This window comes from Mycobacterium sp. (assembly GCF_032161845.1).
Lineage (GTDB): Bacteria > Actinomycetota > Actinomycetes > Mycobacteriales > Mycobacteriaceae > Mycobacterium.
This window is the reverse complement of record NZ_JAVRQA010000175.1, coordinates 1-15541: the sequence shown is the minus strand read 5'-3', so window position 1 is coordinate 15541 and position 15541 is coordinate 1. Positions and strand designations below refer to the sequence as shown.

The following is a 15541-nucleotide window of genomic DNA, read 5'->3' as shown; positions in this document are numbered from 1 at the left end:
GGGACAGCAGTGGAAGATCAGTCAGCTGATTCAAGTGATCTGAACGCCGACGCTGCCACCGTCTCAGTTCCGCAGGGGAAGGCGGCGCGCAACCGCCACCGGTTGCCGCGGCAGAAGGCGCAACAGGTCGGACAGTCGGACGACGCGGCAGCGGACGAAGCCACCGAGCCGGCGGCAGACGTAGCGGCCCCCGAGCTCGCCGAACCGTCCGCCGAGACCACCGAGGCCGTGGTCGTCGCCGAGTCGAAGCCTCGTCGTCGCCTGCCGTGGAAGCGCGACAAGACCATTGGCGAGGTTCCCGTGCCGGAACCTGCGGAGGAAGTTGCCGCCGAGGTGCCCGCGACGGAAGCCGTCGAGGAGGCCGAAGAGGTCGAAGAGGCCGAAGAACCCGAGGTCGTCCTCGTTCCGCACCGGCCGGCGGGGCGCGCACTCAAGATCGCCGCCGTCGCCGCAGGGGTGTTGTTCGTCGCCGCTGCCGCGTTCGCGGGCGCCACGATTCAGCCCTACCTGACCGACCGCGCCGCAGTGCACACCAAGTTCGTCATCGCCGAGACCGCCGCCAGCGCGATCACCACGCTGTGGACCTACACGCCCGACGACATGGACAAGCTGCCGGAGAGGTCCGCCAAGTACCTCGGTGGCGACTTCGCGACCGAGTACAAGCGCTACATCGATGCGATCGTCGCCCCGAACAAGCAGGCTCAGGTCACCAACAACACCCAGGTTCTCGGCGCGGCGGTCGAATCGCTCACGCCGACGGAGGCGACCGCGATCGTGTACACCAACTCGGTGGCCACCAGTCCCGTCACCAAGGGCATTCCGTCCCTGCGCTACCTCTCCTACCGGCTGACCATGAAACCTCAGGGCAGCCACTGGTTGATCACGCAGATGGTTGCCGTCACGAAGCTAGACCTGACCCCCCGCCTGTAGCACCTGGGCTGTGATGGCCATCCAATCTCCCGTCTCCCCCCGGCTCACGGTCACCGCGCTGCTGCTGCTGACGTTCGCGACGGGGCTGATCGATGCCGTCAGTGTGCTGGTGCTCGGACACGTATTCGTGGCAAACATGACCGGCAACGTCATCTTCCTCGGCTTCTGGCTCGTTCCCGGCTCCGGCGTCGACATGAGCGCCGCGGTCGTGGCGTTCGCCAGCTTCGTGGCAGGGGCGGTGCTCGGCGGCAGGCTGGCCCGCCATCTCGATGCGAAGGTCCGCCGCTGGCTCGCCGTGGCGCTGGGCCTCGAAGTCGTTGGCCTAGCCACCCTTTCGGTGCTAGCCGGGACCGGGGTGCTGCCGTACTACGGTGCCGGACGACTGACCCTCATCGCCGGGCTTGCCATCGTCTTCGGCGCCCAGAACGCGACAGCGCGGCAGTTCGGTGTGCAGGAACTCAGTACGACGGTGCTGACGCAGACCATCGTCGGCATAGGATTCGACAGCAGGCTCGCCGGCGGGACGGGGCAGCGGGAGAAGTTGCGCTACGGCGTCGTCCTGACCATGTGTGCCGGCGCCGTACTCGGTGCGACGTTGACGTTGTGGACCGTGGCGCCCGTGCTGGCCATCGCGTCGGCGGCGGTCGCGACCAGTGCGGCGATCTTCGTCTTCGGTCCGGCCGGGGACGCTTCGTCCGAACAATTAGCCTGACACCGCGCGCGCAGCCAAGGCATGGATTCGGCCGCGCCGGTCGGTCACCCAAAAATGTGTCAGCTCTCCCAGTTTTGGCAAATTTCGCACCAGGTGCCATTGGCAGATGTGGCTTTGTCTAGTCGGCCTTAGTTGCCACCAAACGGAGAAATGTTCGTTACCGTCAATTGGCATACCTGCTGTTGAGAGGGTCAATTCCCTCCGTTGATTCGGCAAGGGGCCAAGCCAATAATCCACTCAGCAATTTCGGTATTGCCGCCTGCGTAAGTGTTACCGTGCTGTGGCGCAGGACACGTGTGCCTTGAAAGGACAGGTCAGATGGCAGGTATGCACCGCACCAGAAGTCGACGACGCTTCAGCGTGGCGTTGGTCAGCGCCGCCACAGCGACGGCCACGGCTCTGACGGTCGGTGTCGAGCCGCCACCCGATCCAGCCAAGCGGGTCGTCGCCGAGAGCGTGGATCTGGCCGCTGCCATTCAGTTGCTGCCAACCCATGACAAGGTGCCCGACATCACCGGCGGCCTCGGCACGGTCGTCTACAACTTCAACCAGACGTTCCTGGACCAGCTGAGCAGGGCCATCGTCAACGGCGTCAGCTTGACGGCGCTCGCGCAGGCGGCGGGGGTCGACCCGAAGAGCCTCGTCGACAAGCTGCTCACGAACATTCCCGCCAATCTGGTGCCCGACATCCTGGCTGCCATCTCGCTCGACATCCCCGTCCTCAACACCGTGCTGGATCAGCTGACCGGCGGCGACCAGGCACTGCTCGCGAATGTGCTCAAGCTGCTCGGAGTCGACGACATCACGGACGGCACGCTGACTGGGCTGCTGGCGCTGCTTGGCCTCGACCTGTCCAATCCGTTGAACCTGTCGAATCTCGCGGTTCCCGGAATCAACCTCATCACGCCAGGTGCACCCTTCGCGCTGCTGAAGATGCTCGGCGTGGACCTTGGGTGGGTGCCCGGGCTGCCCAACTCGGTGGCGAACGAAATCAACGACTCCGAGTACCTGAAACTCGGCGTCAACGGTGTGATCCAACTGCTCATCGGAAAGCTGCAGGACGCGGTCGACAACGACACGCTGGACCTGCTCCACCTCGACGCGCTCGGCGACATCCTCGGCGGATTGGGCATTCCCCTCCCGCTGCCTGGCGTCGACCTCAGTGCTGTCGTCGGAAACATCATCACGTCCCTCGGCAACCTCATCACGCCGATCACCAGCGCTCTACCCGACGTGCTCCACCTCCGTGTCACCCCCACCATCGGCATCGGCTTCGGCGCCTTCGCCACCGCGATGGCCTACAAGCAGGTGGTCGACGACCTCGCCAACCAGCCGGGCGGCACGAATTACGAAGCCCTCACCAGCGAGCTGAACCCGTTGCTCGGCAGCCTGACCGTGCTGCCGATGATCCTGCTCAACAACCCGGCCCGCCCCCAGGGTGGCCTCACCGCCAGCTTTGCCGCCGCCGCCAAACTCCTTGGCCTCGACGCGGTCAACCCGCACACCGAGTTGACGGGCGAGGGCGGGCTGCCGCTCGGCACCACCGGCCTGCACCTCGGTGGCGCGAACGTGTTGCCGGTCCTCATCGACGCGACGTACGAATATCAACCGTTGTCCGACCTGGCGTCGTGGCCCAACCCCTTCTCGCTGGCCAACAATCTGACGGCGGCCCTGGCGCCGACCTACATGCTGCGGGGCCTGCAGCTGGCCGGCCTCACCGAGCAACTCACCCCGCAGCTCGCCAACGTCGTCGCGAACGTGCTCGGCGGAAAGCCGTTGGCGCTCAACCTGTATCTGACGTTGGACTCGGCGACGCTGCCGATGCTGGAACCGCTGTACCTCGCGTCGGACCTTCTGAACATCGTCGGGCTGAGCCCGTTGGCGCAGATACCGATGCGACTGGCCAACGCGCTGGCGCCCGCACTGACCATCCTCACCAACATCGGCTACGCCAACGTGGATCAGGCGAACGGCTACACCCGCGACTTCTCCCAAGCCGGCATCGAGACGCCGTTCCTGACCTTCCCCAACATCGACTATGGCAAGGCGCTCGGGGACACCTTCAACGCGTTGATCGGCGGATTCCAGAAGGAGCTGGGTCCCAACCCGACGGCGAACACCCCCAATGCGCTCGCCAGCCTGCTCAGCCTGCTGGCCGGCGGCGGGTTGTCCGGCCTGACGACGGGCACCACCACTCCAGGCGCGGGCGCCGGCACGGGTGCGACGAATCCGTTCGACGCGATCACGGGCCTGCTGACGAATGTCATCGGCGGTCTGCTCGGTGGACTCAACCTCGGCGCCCCCACGGCACTGGCCGCCCCAACGCCAGTGACCGCACTGTCGAAGACCTCGGCGGCGAGCGTGCCGTCCACCAACGCCCGACTGCTGAGCATCGCGTCGGTGGAGGAGTCCACGACGGGTGACCCGGATGAGGCGAAAGACGGCTCCGTGGTGAAGGATTCGCCGACCGAGCAGAGCGCGGTCGTCGCGGACAAGACGCCGATCGTGGCCGAGACGGCCCCGGTTGGGCCCGAACAGACGCCACCCGCGAGCGAGACGACGCCTGCCGCCGCGGAGGTCCAGACGCCCGCCGACGAAGACACTCCGGCCGCTGGTGGCGATGCGAAGCCGGCGAAGAGCCCCAAACATGCCAAGCCAGAGGGTGATTCAGCGTCGGTGACCGGCGATCAGACGGCGGGCCCCAAGCACGCCAGGCCCGACACCGACGCGGAACCGGGCGCGGACGACTCGGCATCGGACGCGAGTACCAAGAAGCCGCCGAAGCACGCCAAGCCGACCACCAACGAGACCCGCGACACCGCCAACGACTTCTCACCCAAGGGTGACAAGTCAGCCGACAAGCCGGGGAAGACCGGCGACAAGGTCAACGAACCGGCAGGCACGTCGACCACTGACACTTCCGAGCACACCGCGTCGGACAAGGCGGCCTGAGGTCAGCTGAAGGCGAGCCAGCTCGGTAGGGCACGCTCGCGGGAGTCACACAGCACCTGCATCGTGTCGCAGGATCCCTTCGGCACGCCTGCGCCCGCCCACATGCCACCGGTGTCGCGGCGCAGCACGATCGCCGAGGAACCGCCACCGTCCATCAGGATGGCCGAGTCGCTACCGAGCCCGCGGAACAGGTCCTGGATCTGGTCGGGCGTGTAACTGCCACCCTGGAAGACGTACATCTCGTCGCGATCGCGGGCGTAACCGATCGCCGTGCGGGCCGCGCTTGGGCCGCCGTCGTTCATCTGTCCCGTGTCGCCAGGGGCCAACAGGCCGAGACCACTCACCGCGACGAAGCGGGTGCCCTTGTCCGTCAGATCCTTGATGATGGGGGTGGCCGCGTCGTAGTCGTTGGGCGCCCTGGGGGATACGACGAAGGGCGCGCCACCGACCGGAAGGATCATCGTGGTCAACGCCGTCCAGACCTCGTCGCCACCCGACAGGGCCTGCTTGCCCGCGTAGGCGAGGGTGCCGGTCACCGCCGGATTGGCCGGCCCGCCGCCACGGGTGTTGTCGAAGTACGCGCCAAGGGGTGAGCTACAGCCCGTCGACTTCCAGGAGCCGCCTTTTTGGCCGCGCACGTCGAAGAAGTTGGCGTTGATCGCAATCGTCGGCTTGCCGAGCGCCTGCCAGGCTTGAATGGGAGTGAACGTCTCGGATGCCTGCAGGAGGCCCTCGCTGGTGCGGGCACCGGGCGTGGACTCGCAGCGAGCCTGATAGCCGCGGTGGGAGTCGACGAGTAGGCGTGGGGTGAGCCGCTGCGTTGCGGACTTGATGATCATCAGGTGCCCGCCGCTGCCCATCTCATACCAGCTGCCGCCGGCATTGAGCATCGGGGCGGGGTTGTTGCCACCGAAGTTGTAGACGAGGTAGGAACCGCGGGTATTGGTGATCGCGGCCGCGAGCAATTCACGGCCGTCGGCCGCGTGCGCAGCGGGGGCGACCGCCATCGTGGCCAACACCGCGCCGAGCGCCAGCGTCGTCGCCGAGGCGGCGAACCGCCGGAGGTTCGGTGCGGTACCGGGCACGGGAGGCTCCATCGGGAAGTTGCTGCAACAAGGTCGAAGGCAGGTCACTCCAATCACAGCTGACCCACAGTCGACTTTGATCACACCGCCATCACGATTGCGCATCGACCGAATCGGCCTGCCGTGGAATGCGTTTGCGGGAGCGCCGTTGGCAACCTCTTCGAGTGGTCGCGAGTGAACTGCTCGGCGGCGGGGTATCTACCCCCGCATGCCTTCCGTTTCGCGAACCTTCGCCGTCACCCCAACGCCCGATCGCGTGATCGACTATCTCAAGGACTTCGGCAATGCCGAGGAATGGGATCCGGGCACTCAGTCCTGCACGCGGGAGGGCGACGGGCCCATCGAGGTGGGCGCGACGTGGCACAACGTCTCCAAGATCGTCGGCGTGACCGCGGAACTGACCTACACGCTGAACCAGCTGAGCAACCGCACCCTGGTCTTCGTCGGCAAGAACGATTCGTCGACGTCCGTGGACACCATCACGGTGGACGCGTCGGGCGCGGGCTCGGTGATCACCTATCGGGCCGACCTCGAGATGAAGGGCGCGGCCAAGCTCCTGAGCCCGGCGATGAAGATCGTCTTCGAGAAGCTCGCCAACGACACCGAGAAGCAGATGTCGTCGGTGCTCAACGGGCTGTAGGTGGCCTACCGGCCTGGCGGTGCCAGCCGGTAGATGGCGTCGGCGGCGTCGTCGGTGATGTAGACGGCACCGTCGGGACCGACCGTGGCTGCGACCGGTCTGCCCCAGCGTGATCCGTCCTCGGACTGAAAGCCGCCGACGAGCGTCTGCTGATCACCGAGACCGCCGTTCTCCCACGGGAAGAACGACACCTCGGGGGCACGGGGTGGCTCACGGTTCCACGACCCGTGTACCCCGACCAGTGCGCCGCGGCCGTACGGCCCTGGCAGCACACCGTCGGTGAAGGCCATGCCCAGCGGCGCGGCGTGCGCGCCGAGGCTCTGCTCGATGGGCGGCAGGGCCGCGCAATCGAGTTTCGCGCCGTCGGCGTTTGTCTGGACGTCTCGGATGAGCGGCAGCTTCGCCGGACCTCCGTCGGGATTGCAATAAGGCCAACCCAATTCGCGTCCCGGGGTCACCTTCGCGACGGACTCGGGCGGATGGTCGTTGACGTAGCCGGGCACCACCTGACCGTAGGACGGGCCTTGGTCGGGAACCTCGACGTTGTCGCGGTTGTTGACCGCGGTCCACACCGCGCCGTCGGGAGCGACCGCCAGACCCGTGCCGTTGCGGACACCGGTAGCGAACGGGGCGTAGGGCCCACCGCCCGGCGGGATCCGCATGATGGTGGCCCGCTGCGGGGTGGCGGTGCGGTCCTCGGCGGACACGTTGCCGGTGGATCCGATCGAGAAGTACACGGCGCCATCGGGTCCCACGGCAACGCTCTTCAGTGCGTGCGAGTAGGCGCCGCCCAACTCGGGGCTGCCCGCGTCGGGGAGGCCCGAGGCGACGGTGCGCGGATTGTGCACGACACCGTCGGCGTAGTCGAACGCGACGATCTCGTCGCTCTCGGCGACGTAGAGCGTCGAGCCGGCGAATGCCAGGCCGTGCGGCTGGTTCATGCCGTTGACGACCAGCTGCATCTGCGGGCCGAGGCCGGATGGCTGCAGGCGGATCACCTGACCCGCGCTCGGGATCGACACGATCAGCGCACCGTCGGGCGCCCAGACCTCGAGCCGTGGCTTCGGCACCCGCTTCCACACCGACAGCGTCCACCCCTTGGGCACCACGGCCTTTCGGGGCTCGTCGAACGGTGCGGCGGCGAAGTCGTCGGGGACCTGAACCGTCACCTCGGCGAGACCGGCCTCACTGGCCGCGGTGGCTGCGGTGGAGTCCGACGCTGGCGGGGTGCTCGATGAGCACCCCGCCAGTAGAAGAACGCCGATCAATCCGACGGCCGTCGACGTCGTACGTCGTTTACGCTGCGGCCAAGCTCGCATGCATCTCCCAGACCAGGATTTCGGATGGTTCGGTCGCGGTGATCCGCTGTCCGCCAGATGCCGTGAAGCGCACGGCGTCGCCTTCGTGCAGCGGGCCCGCGCCTTCCAGCACGACCTCGCCGCGCGGGACGAACAGGTGCAGGTAGGGCGCCTGCGGCAACTCGACGGTGTCACCGGGTTGCAGCCGGGCGCCACGTAGGGCCGCGTACTTGTTGCTGATGCTGATGGCGGCGTCGTCGGCGTACTCGGGCATGCCGGACGCGATGGTCACCAACTTGCCGCTCAGCGACTCGTCGTCGATCTCGAGCTGCTGATAGCCGGGGGTGATGCCTGCCTCGTCGGGCACGACCCACATCTGGACGAAGTGCACGGGATCGGCGTGAGTGGCATCGCCGGTGAGCGTCCACGAGTCGTTCTTCTCGGAGTGCAGAATGCCGCGGCCCGCTGACATTCGTTGCGCCAGACCGGGATAGATGACACCGGAGTGGCCCGTCGAGTCCTGGTGCACCAGTGATCCGCGCAGCACCCAGGTGACGATCTCCATGTCGCGGTGCGGATGGGTTTCAAAGCCTGCGGCCGCCTTGACCGTGTCGTCGTTGTTGACCAGCAGAAGCCCGTGGTGGGTGTTCGCGGGATCGTAGTTGCCTCCGAACGAGAACGAGTGCTTCGAGTCCAGCCAGGAGATCTTGGTGGCGGCGCGGTCTGCTGCGCGCCGGATGTCGACACCATCGGTCGCGGTCGCGGGGTCGGTCGTGGTCATGGCGGAGAACTCCTTGCGAGATCAGGGCCAGCCTAGGTGGCTGTCACTGGACACGACAACTTAGATGATGTGTCATATATTCCATGTGGCTCTCCGAAGACCAGCAGCGGGTGTGGCGCAACTACCTGGCGGTGAGCGCTGGACTGCAGATCGAGATGAACCGGCAGCTGCAGCGCGACTGCGGACTCTCCCTCGTCGACTACGACGTGCTCGTCGCCCTCGAGGAGCGCGACACCTGCCGGGTCAACGAGCTGGGTGAGCGGTTGGGTTGGGAGCAGAGCCGGCTGTCCCACCAGCTCAGGCGGATGCGATCGCGCGGGCTCGTCACCCGTCGGGGGGTCGACGACGACCGCAGGGGTGCCACCGTCGAGTTGACGGAAGATGGGCGGGCAGCCCTGGAATCAGCCGCGCAGGGGCACGTCGACCTGGTGCGCCAGGTCGTCTTCGACGGTGTCGCGCCCGCCGAGCTCCGTGCGTTGGACCGGTGGACGTCGCGAATCCTCGAGCGGCTGCGGGAGCGCTGATTAGTCTGTCTGTCGTGGACATCAACGGAGCTAGCGCAATCGTCACTGGTGGCGCGTCGGGTATCGGGGCGGCATCGGCCCGCCAGTTGGCTGCCAAGGGAGCGCGCGTCGTCGTCGCCGACCTGCAGGCGGAGCGCGGGCAGGAACTCGCGCACGAGATCGGTGGTGTATTCGTCAGCGTGGACGTGACCAATACCGAACAGATCGAAGACGCGGTCAACACGGCCACCGACCTCGGCCCGCTGCGGGCGCTGGTGAACTCGGCGGGTATCGGGTGGGCTCAGCGCACCATCGGCAAGGACGGCGAATTCGCCTCGGCGCACAATCTCGACGTCTACAAGAAGGTGCTCGCCATCAACCTGGTCGGCACGTTCGACTGCATTCGGCTGGCCGCGACCGCGATGAGCCGCAACGAGCCCACCGCCACCGGTGAGCGGGGGGCGATCGTCAACATGACCAGCGTGGCGGCGTTCGACGGCCAGATCGGGCAGGCCGCCTACTCGTCGTCCAAGGGCGGCGTCGTCGGCCTGACCCTGCCAGTCGCCCGCGATCTGTCCGCCTCCGGCATCCGCGTCAACACCGTGGCGCCTGGTCTGATCGACACCCCGATCTACGGCGAGGGCGAGGGCTCGGAGGCCTTCAAGGCCAAGCTCGGCGAGTCCGTGCTGTTCCCGCACCGCCTCGGCAAGCCAGAGGAGCTGGCCTCGATGGTGATCGAATTGATCACCAACTCGTACATGAACGCCGAGGTCGTCCGCGTCGACGGTGGCATCCGAATGCCCCCCAAGTAAACCTCGGCCGGGGCCTACCAGTCCCTTTCGTCGAACGTGATGACGCCTCGAATGTTCTTGCCGTCCAGCATGTCCTGGTAGCCGTCGTTGATGTTCTCCAACGAGTAGGTGTTGGTCACCATCTCGTCGATGTTCAACAGGCCTGCCTTGTAGAGGCCGACGAGCTTCGGCGTCTCGACGTGTGAGTTGCCACCGCCGAAGATGTTGCCCTTCAACGTCTTCTGCAACATCGTGAAGAGGAAGAGGTTCAGCTTCACGTCGGCGTCCATCATCGAACCCATGCCCGTCACCACGCAGGTGCCTGCCTTGGCGGTCAGGATCATCGCCTCCTCGAGGTATTCGCCGCGCATCTCGCCGACCGTGATGATCGTCTTGTCGGCCATCAGTCCGTGGGTGACGTCGATCATCGGCCCGATCGCCTCCGCCATCGACGGATAGACGTGGGTGGCGCCGAACTTGATGGCCTGCTCGCGCTTCCACTCGTTGGGGTCGATCGCGATGACGTGCCGCGCGCCGGAGACGACCGCGCCCTGCAGCGCACTCATGCCGATGCCGCCGACGCCGATGATCGCGACCGTCTCACCCGGCTGCACGTCGGCGACGTTGGTGGCCGAGCCGAAACCCGTTGGCACCGCACAGCCCATGATGGCCGCGGTCTCGAAGGGGACGTCGCTGTCGATCTTGACGACCGAGTCCTCGTGCACCGTCATATAGGGCGCGAACGTGCCGAGCAGGTTCATCGGCGACACCTCGTGGGAGCCGGCGTGCACGCGATTGGTGCCGTCGGCGATGGCCTTGCCGCCGAGCAGTACCGCGCCGCGGTCACACAGCGAGCGCAGCCCCTTGAGGCACGGCGGACAGCTTCCACAGGCGGGGATGAAGGCGAGGATGACGTGGTCACCCTCCTCGACGCTGGTGACACCCTTGCCGACCTTGGTGACGACGCCGGCGCCCTCGTGACCGCCGAGCGCGGGCAGCGCGATCGGAGTCGCGCCGGTGGTCAGGTGGTAGTCGGAGTGGCACATGCCCGCCGCGTGCACACGAATCTGGACCTCGTTGGCCACGGGGTCGCCCAGCTCGATCTCGTCAACCTTGAACGGCGTATTCAGTTCCCACAGCAGAGCGCCCTTGGTCTTCATGGCCGCGATCATAGAACACGTTCCAGAACTGATGCCAATAGCGGCTCCCAACTGGGGCGACACCGCACTATGAGGTCTCGTCCCGGCAAGCGAGCCCAGGAGCTGGGGGTTAGCGTGATCACGTGCCTTCCGTCGCGGTGCGGGTGGCCGCCGTCGTTGCCGCGGTGGCTTTGACTCTCGGTGGGTGCACGGCAGACCAGCCGGCGGCCGGGCCATGGCCGCCCGACGCGGGCCGCGGACCCTGCGCAGTGGCCAAGCAGAGCGACGTACCCGCGACCATGCGGGACGGCACCGTCTTGCGCGCGGACGTCTACCGACCGCAAACCTCCGACCCCGTTCCGGTGATCCTGATGCGCACCCAGTACGGCAAGAGCGGCGCGCAGGCGGGCTCCCGCTACCAGGCACCGGACTGGTTCGCGTCGCACTGCTACCTGGTCGTCGTGCAGGACATTCGGGGCCAGGGTGCGTCCGCAGGCACGTTCAGCGAGTTCACCCACGACCAAGCCGATGGCTACGACTCCGTCGAATGGGCGGCGGCACTGCCCGGGTCCAACGGCAAGGTCGGTATGTACGGCTCGTCCTATGTTGGTGCGACGCAATGGCTGGCCGCCGTCACGGCCCCGCCTCACCTCGTCACGATCGTGCCTGCGAACACCGCATCGGACTACTACGACGGCTGGACCTACGAGGGTGGCGAGTTTCGCCTCGCCTTCGTGCTGCCGTGGGCCATGGAGTCCATTGCCACCACCGCTGCGGAGAACCGCAACGATGCGGCAACGGTCCACGAACTCGCCGCTGCCACACAGGATCCCACCCGCTGGCTGAACTTCCGCCCGTTCAAGGACCTGCCGCCCATGCAGCCGGGCAACCCCGCGGTGGCGCCGTGGTACTTCGACTGGATCCGCCACTCGACGCGCGACGACTTCTGGCGGCAGTTCAGCATCCGCGACCGCTATGCGTCCGTCGGCGTACCCGTGCTCCACTTCGAGGGCTGGTTCGACGCCTTCCTGGCCGGCGGGGTGGAGAACTTCGCGGGGATGGTGGCCAACGGTGCCAACGAGGACGCCAGGGCGAACCAGCGCCTGGTGATCGGGCCGTGGGATCACGTCGACTGGGGCAGAACGGATTCGGAGCCGGCGCCGATGCTCAAGGCGATCGGCGCCGTCGCCGACAGCCCCATCAACAATGTGATGCTCGACTGGTATGACCACTTCCTGAAGGGCTCGAAGAAGGGAGCCGACGGCAAGGAATGGGCGGACACGCCTCGGGTGGACTACTTCCTGATGGGTGCCAACGTCTGGAAGACGGCGTCGAGCTGGCCACTGCCGCAGACGAAACCGACGACGTACTACCTATCCGGGCGGGGTGGCGCCGACCGCCAGGGGCAGCTCGTCGAGGCTCCACTCGCCGCCGATGCATCCGACGTCTACACCTACGATCCGCGCTTCCCCGCGCCGAGCCTCGGCGGCCATTCCTGCTGCGGAGCCCAATCCGGCCCGCAGGGACCCTACGACCAGACGCCCGTCGAGCAGCGCTCCGACGTCCTCGTCTACCGCAGTGCGCCGTTGCCCAACGACACCGAGGTCACCGGATCGACGAGGGTGAATCTCTGGGCACAGTCGTCAGCTCGGGACACGGATTTCACCGCCAAGCTGACCGTCGTCAAGCCCGACGGCGAGATAATCAACTTGAACAACGGGATCCTGCGGACATCGTTCCGCGACTCGCTGTCGAATCCGACGCCAACCACCCCCAACCAGCCGGTCGCCTACCAAATCCAGGTCTGGCCAACGAGTTACGAGTATCGGGCTGGCGATCGCATCGGGTTGGAGATCTCCAGCAGCGACTACCCACAGTTTGCGCCCAACCCCAACACCGGCGAGCCGTTCGGCCAGAGCACCGACACCGTGGTGGCCACGCAGACGATCCTGCACGACGCCGCCCACCCGTCGAGCGTCACGCTGCCCGTGATTCCTTCGGGTTAGCCCCCGCCGAGTGGCCAGTTATCGCACGCATTTCTGGGTTTTGCGTGGCATAAGTGGCCACTCGTGCCTGTGGATGAGTCGGGCGGCGGCGGCTGTTTTCGTTGCATCGTGGGCTAGTGACGATTGCCGACTGGCCGTTCCTCGGTACCGAGGCGCTGGCCATGGGAGACGTAACCCTGCGTGGTCTTCACAGCCGATACGACCGCGTCTACCGAAACGTCTACGCGCCGAGGGGTTGCGAGATGACCGCAGCGAAACGAGCTGCCGCAGCATGGTTGTGGGCTGGCAGGCAGTCGACACTCGTGGGGTTGTCTGCGGCGGCGGTTCACGGCGCGAAGTGGATCGACCCGAGCCTGCCCGCCGAGGTGTACCGCCGCAATGGCAAGCCCGTCGAGGGCATTCTCATCCACCGAGACGCGCTCTTCGACGATGAGCTCCAATTTGTTGGCGGAATGTCCGTATCGACTCCGCCCCGCACGGCCTTCGACCTCGGACGCCGACGCGGGCGCACCTTGGCCGTGGTGCGCGTCGACGCATTGGCGAACGCGACGGGTCTTCAGCGGGCCTCGGTGGACGGGCTCGTCGAGCGACACCCCGGGGTGCGAGGGATCACCCAGTTGCGGGAGGTGGTCGGACTGATGGACGGCGGTGCCGAGTCACCCCAGGAGACGAGAACGCGGTTGGTGCTCATCGACGGTGGGCTGCCGCGGCCGACCACTCAGATCAAGGTCGACACGTGGCGCATCGACATGGGCTATGAGGAGTTCAAGGTCGGTGTCGAGTATGACGGCGTCCAACACTGGACCGACTCACGTCAACATCAGTACGACATCGACAGGCTCGCGGAACTGCTGGCCAGGGGCTGGCTCATCGTGCGGGTGAGCGCCGACATGTTGCGGTATCGCCGCGACGTGATCCTCAGTAGGACGTGTGGTGCGCTTCGTCAGGCAGGTGCCGAATGGCCAGTTATCGCACGCATTTTGGCCGATTGCGTGGCATAACTGGCCACTCGGCGGTTAGAGGGTCGGGGCGAGCCCAAACTTGTCGAACAGCCCGTTCCCGACCGCGTGGAATGCGACCACGTGGGAGACCCCGCCGGGCTGGACGCTCAGCACGTGCATCTGAAACGCCTCGTGCGCGCCCGTCTCCCGATTCAGCATGTAGAGCGCGGCGGCGGGCTGCCCGTTGGCCGTGGTACTGACGAACCGCATGTCGCCGGCTCCCTCGGCGGGACAGTGCACCTTGGACAGCGTGACGATGTCCGCGGGGCCCTGATACCACCCGTCGAACGGAGGCATCTCGAAGATGGCGTCGTCGGTGAACAGCTTCACCAGCTGGTCCATGTCATAGGTCTCGAAGGCGGTGATGTACTTCGCCAGCAGGTCCTGGGCCTCCGGAGACTCCGGCGCAGCGATGTCGTCGTCCTGGCTCGGCTTGACCTCTTCGAGCTGTGCGCGAGCCCGTTGAAGCAGGCTGTTGACGGCGGCGGTGGAGGCACCGATGGCCTCGCCGACCTCGGCGGCCTTCCATTGCAGGACCTCACGCAGCACCAGGACCGCCCGCTGGCGGGCCGACAGATGTTGCAGCGCCGCGATGAACGCCAAGCGCACCGAATCCCGCGAGGCCACGATCACCGACGGATCCGACGGATGCTCCTGCGGGGAGTCCGGCAGCGGCTCCAGCCAGGTGATCTCCGAATGATCGGCGATGTCGGCCGTTGGGTCGGAGCTCGGCGCGCCGAGCCCCGTGGGCAGCGGGCGACGCTGGCGCCCGTCGAGCGCGGTCAGGCACGTGTTGGTCGCGATCCGGTACAGCCAAGTGCGAATCGAGGACCGCCCCTGAAAGCCCTCATAGGACTTCCACGCCCGCAGGTAGGTCTCCTGCACCAGATCCTCGGCGTCGTGGAGCGACCCCGTCATGCGGTAGCAGTGCGCCATGAGCTCACGCCGGTACCGCTGTGCATCGGCGAGAAAGGCGTCCTTCGAGTCGAAGCGTTCGGCAAGCACACTCACGACTGCGAGCCTACCCAGAGCGTGTGACAGGCGACACCATCGACGTCTGAGCCGTTCAGCGCGGCCCGCTAGTCTCCCCTGATGGTCACAACCCGCAGCGAACGCAGCTTCGACGGTGTGGGCGGGGTGCGCATCGTCTATGACGTGTGGACTCCGGAGGGCAGGAGCGGAGCGACCGGGGAATCGGCACAGAATACCGAACCCACGGGTGTGGTGATCCTGTGCCACGGATATGCCGAGCATGCCCGTCGCTACGACCACGTCGCGCAGCGCTTCGGCGAGGCGGGGCTGCTCACCTACGCCCTCGACCTGCGTGGACACGGCCGCTCCGGCGGCAAGCGCGTCTATTTGAAGAACATCTCCGAGTACACCGACGACTTCCATCACCTGGTCGGCATCGCCACCGCGGCGCATCCCGAGCTCAAGCGCGTCGTGCTCGGTCACAGCATGGGCGGCGGAGTCGTCTTCACCTATGGCGTCGAGCACCCCGACGACTACGCCGCGATGGTGCTGTCCGGCCCGGCGGTGTACGCCCAGGATGCGGTGTCGTCGGTGATGATCGCCGTGGCCAACGTGCTCGGAAGCATCCTGCCAGGGCTGCCCGTCGAGAACCTTCCCGCCGATGCAGTGTCACGCGATCCCGAGGTGGTCGCCGCCTATGAGGCCGATCCACTGGTGCACCACGGCAAGCT

Annotated in this window: 14 protein-coding genes; 9 read left to right on the top strand and 5 right to left on the bottom strand. The window is 66.6% G+C overall.

What is annotated here, in order from left to right; genetic code table 11:
- The 3 genes from QOD90_RS10120 to QOD90_RS10110 all read left to right on the top strand — a co-directional run.
- On the top strand, nucleotides 1-930 hold a 930-nt coding region (locus QOD90_RS10120; RefSeq protein ID WP_526349189.1), incomplete at its 5' end, for a mammalian cell entry protein.
- Nucleotides 931-943: 13 nt separating this feature from the next.
- Entirely contained in the window at nucleotides 944-1642 is a 699-nt protein-coding gene (locus QOD90_RS10115; RefSeq protein WP_526349187.1) for a YoaK family protein, read from the top strand.
- 318 nt (nucleotides 1643-1960) lie between these two features.
- Nucleotides 1961-4594, top strand: a complete 2634-nt coding sequence (locus QOD90_RS10110; protein ID WP_526349185.1) for a hypothetical protein — start codon at nucleotides 1961-1963, stop codon at nucleotides 4592-4594.
- A gap of 2 nt (nucleotides 4595-4596) precedes the next feature.
- On the opposite strand, the gene QOD90_RS10105 is transcribed toward QOD90_RS10110, so the two are convergent.
- Nucleotides 4597-5691, bottom strand: a complete 1095-nt coding sequence (locus QOD90_RS10105; protein WP_526349183.1) for a phosphodiester glycosidase family protein — start codon at nucleotides 5689-5691, stop codon at nucleotides 4597-4599.
- A gap of 196 nt (nucleotides 5692-5887) precedes the next feature.
- On the opposite strand from QOD90_RS10105, the gene QOD90_RS10100 reads away from it, so the two are divergent.
- The gene (locus QOD90_RS10100) at nucleotides 5888-6319 is read left to right on the top strand and encodes an SRPBCC family protein (RefSeq protein ID WP_526349181.1); all 432 of its coding nucleotides are present in this window, start codon (nucleotides 5888-5890) and stop codon (nucleotides 6317-6319) included.
- A gap of 5 nt (nucleotides 6320-6324) precedes the next feature.
- Here QOD90_RS10100 and QOD90_RS10095 read toward each other — a convergent pair whose 3' ends face one another.
- Both QOD90_RS10095 and QOD90_RS10090 read right to left on the bottom strand, forming a co-directional pair.
- Nucleotides 6325-7638 (bottom strand): PQQ-dependent sugar dehydrogenase, encoded by a 1314-nt coding sequence (locus QOD90_RS10095; RefSeq protein ID WP_526349179.1) that lies wholly within the window; start codon nucleotides 7636-7638, stop codon nucleotides 6325-6327.
- Nucleotides 7616-8398, bottom strand: a complete 783-nt coding sequence (locus QOD90_RS10090) for a pirin family protein (protein WP_526349177.1) — start codon at nucleotides 8396-8398, stop codon at nucleotides 7616-7618. Before QOD90_RS10090 ends, QOD90_RS10095 begins: the two co-directional genes overlap by 23 nt.
- A gap of 74 nt (nucleotides 8399-8472) precedes the next feature.
- Here QOD90_RS10090 and QOD90_RS10085 point away from each other — a divergent pair, with 74 nt between their 5' ends.
- Complete coding sequence (locus QOD90_RS10085) at nucleotides 8473-8922, top strand: MarR family winged helix-turn-helix transcriptional regulator (RefSeq protein WP_526349193.1); 450 nt, start codon at nucleotides 8473-8475, stop codon at nucleotides 8920-8922.
- A gap of 14 nt (nucleotides 8923-8936) precedes the next feature.
- Nucleotides 8937-9713 carry an SDR family NAD(P)-dependent oxidoreductase gene (locus QOD90_RS10080; RefSeq protein WP_526349175.1) on the top strand — a complete coding sequence of 259 codons (777 nt, stop codon included), beginning with the start codon at nucleotides 8937-8939 and terminating at the stop codon, nucleotides 9711-9713.
- Nucleotides 9714-9727: 14 nt separating this feature from the next.
- On the opposite strand, the gene QOD90_RS10075 is transcribed toward QOD90_RS10080, so the two are convergent.
- Nucleotides 9728-10852, bottom strand: a complete 1125-nt coding sequence (locus tag QOD90_RS10075; RefSeq protein WP_526349173.1) for an NDMA-dependent alcohol dehydrogenase — start codon at nucleotides 10850-10852, stop codon at nucleotides 9728-9730.
- A gap of 122 nt (nucleotides 10853-10974) precedes the next feature.
- Here QOD90_RS10075 and QOD90_RS10070 point away from each other — a divergent pair, with 122 nt between their 5' ends.
- Complete coding sequence (locus QOD90_RS10070) at nucleotides 10975-12837, top strand: CocE/NonD family hydrolase (protein ID WP_526349171.1); 1863 nt, start codon at nucleotides 10975-10977, stop codon at nucleotides 12835-12837.
- A 161-nt stretch (nucleotides 12838-12998) separates the two neighbouring features.
- Entirely contained in the window at nucleotides 12999-13838 is an 840-nt protein-coding gene (locus QOD90_RS10065; RefSeq protein WP_526349191.1) for an endonuclease domain-containing protein, read from the top strand.
- A 15-nt stretch (nucleotides 13839-13853) separates the two neighbouring features.
- Here QOD90_RS10065 and QOD90_RS10060 read toward each other — a convergent pair whose 3' ends face one another.
- Nucleotides 13854-14849, bottom strand: a complete 996-nt coding sequence (locus tag QOD90_RS10060; RefSeq protein WP_526349169.1) for an RNA polymerase subunit sigma-70 — start codon at nucleotides 14847-14849, stop codon at nucleotides 13854-13856.
- 81 nt (nucleotides 14850-14930) lie between these two features.
- Here QOD90_RS10060 and QOD90_RS10055 point away from each other — a divergent pair.
- Nucleotides 14931-15541: alpha/beta hydrolase (locus QOD90_RS10055; protein WP_526349167.1), on the top strand; the 611-nt coding region annotated here is incomplete at its 3' end.

Bases quoted from the DNA above. Each gene is read 5' to 3' on its own strand.
- QOD90_RS10090 (WP_526349177.1), bottom strand. From the start codon at position 8,398: ATGACCACGACCGACCCCGCGACCGCGACCGATGGTGTCGACATCCGG.
- QOD90_RS10105 (WP_526349183.1), bottom strand. From the start codon at position 5,691: ATGGAGCCTCCCGTGCCCGGTACCGCACCGAACCTCCGGCGGTTCGCC.
- QOD90_RS10075 (WP_526349173.1), bottom strand. From the start codon at position 10,852: ATGAAGACCAAGGGCGCTCTGCTGTGGGAACTGAATACGCCGTTCAAG.
- QOD90_RS10115 (WP_526349187.1), top strand. From the start codon at position 944: ATGGCCATCCAATCTCCCGTCTCCCCCCGGCTCACGGTCACCGCGCTG.
- QOD90_RS10110 (WP_526349185.1), top strand. From the start codon at position 1,961: ATGGCAGGTATGCACCGCACCAGAAGTCGACGACGCTTCAGCGTGGCG.
- QOD90_RS10095 (WP_526349179.1), bottom strand. From the start codon at position 7,638: ATGCGAGCTTGGCCGCAGCGTAAACGACGTACGACGTCGACGGCCGTC.
- QOD90_RS10065 (WP_526349191.1), top strand. From the start codon at position 12,999: ATGGGAGACGTAACCCTGCGTGGTCTTCACAGCCGATACGACCGCGTC.
- QOD90_RS10100 (WP_526349181.1), top strand. From the start codon at position 5,888: ATGCCTTCCGTTTCGCGAACCTTCGCCGTCACCCCAACGCCCGATCGC.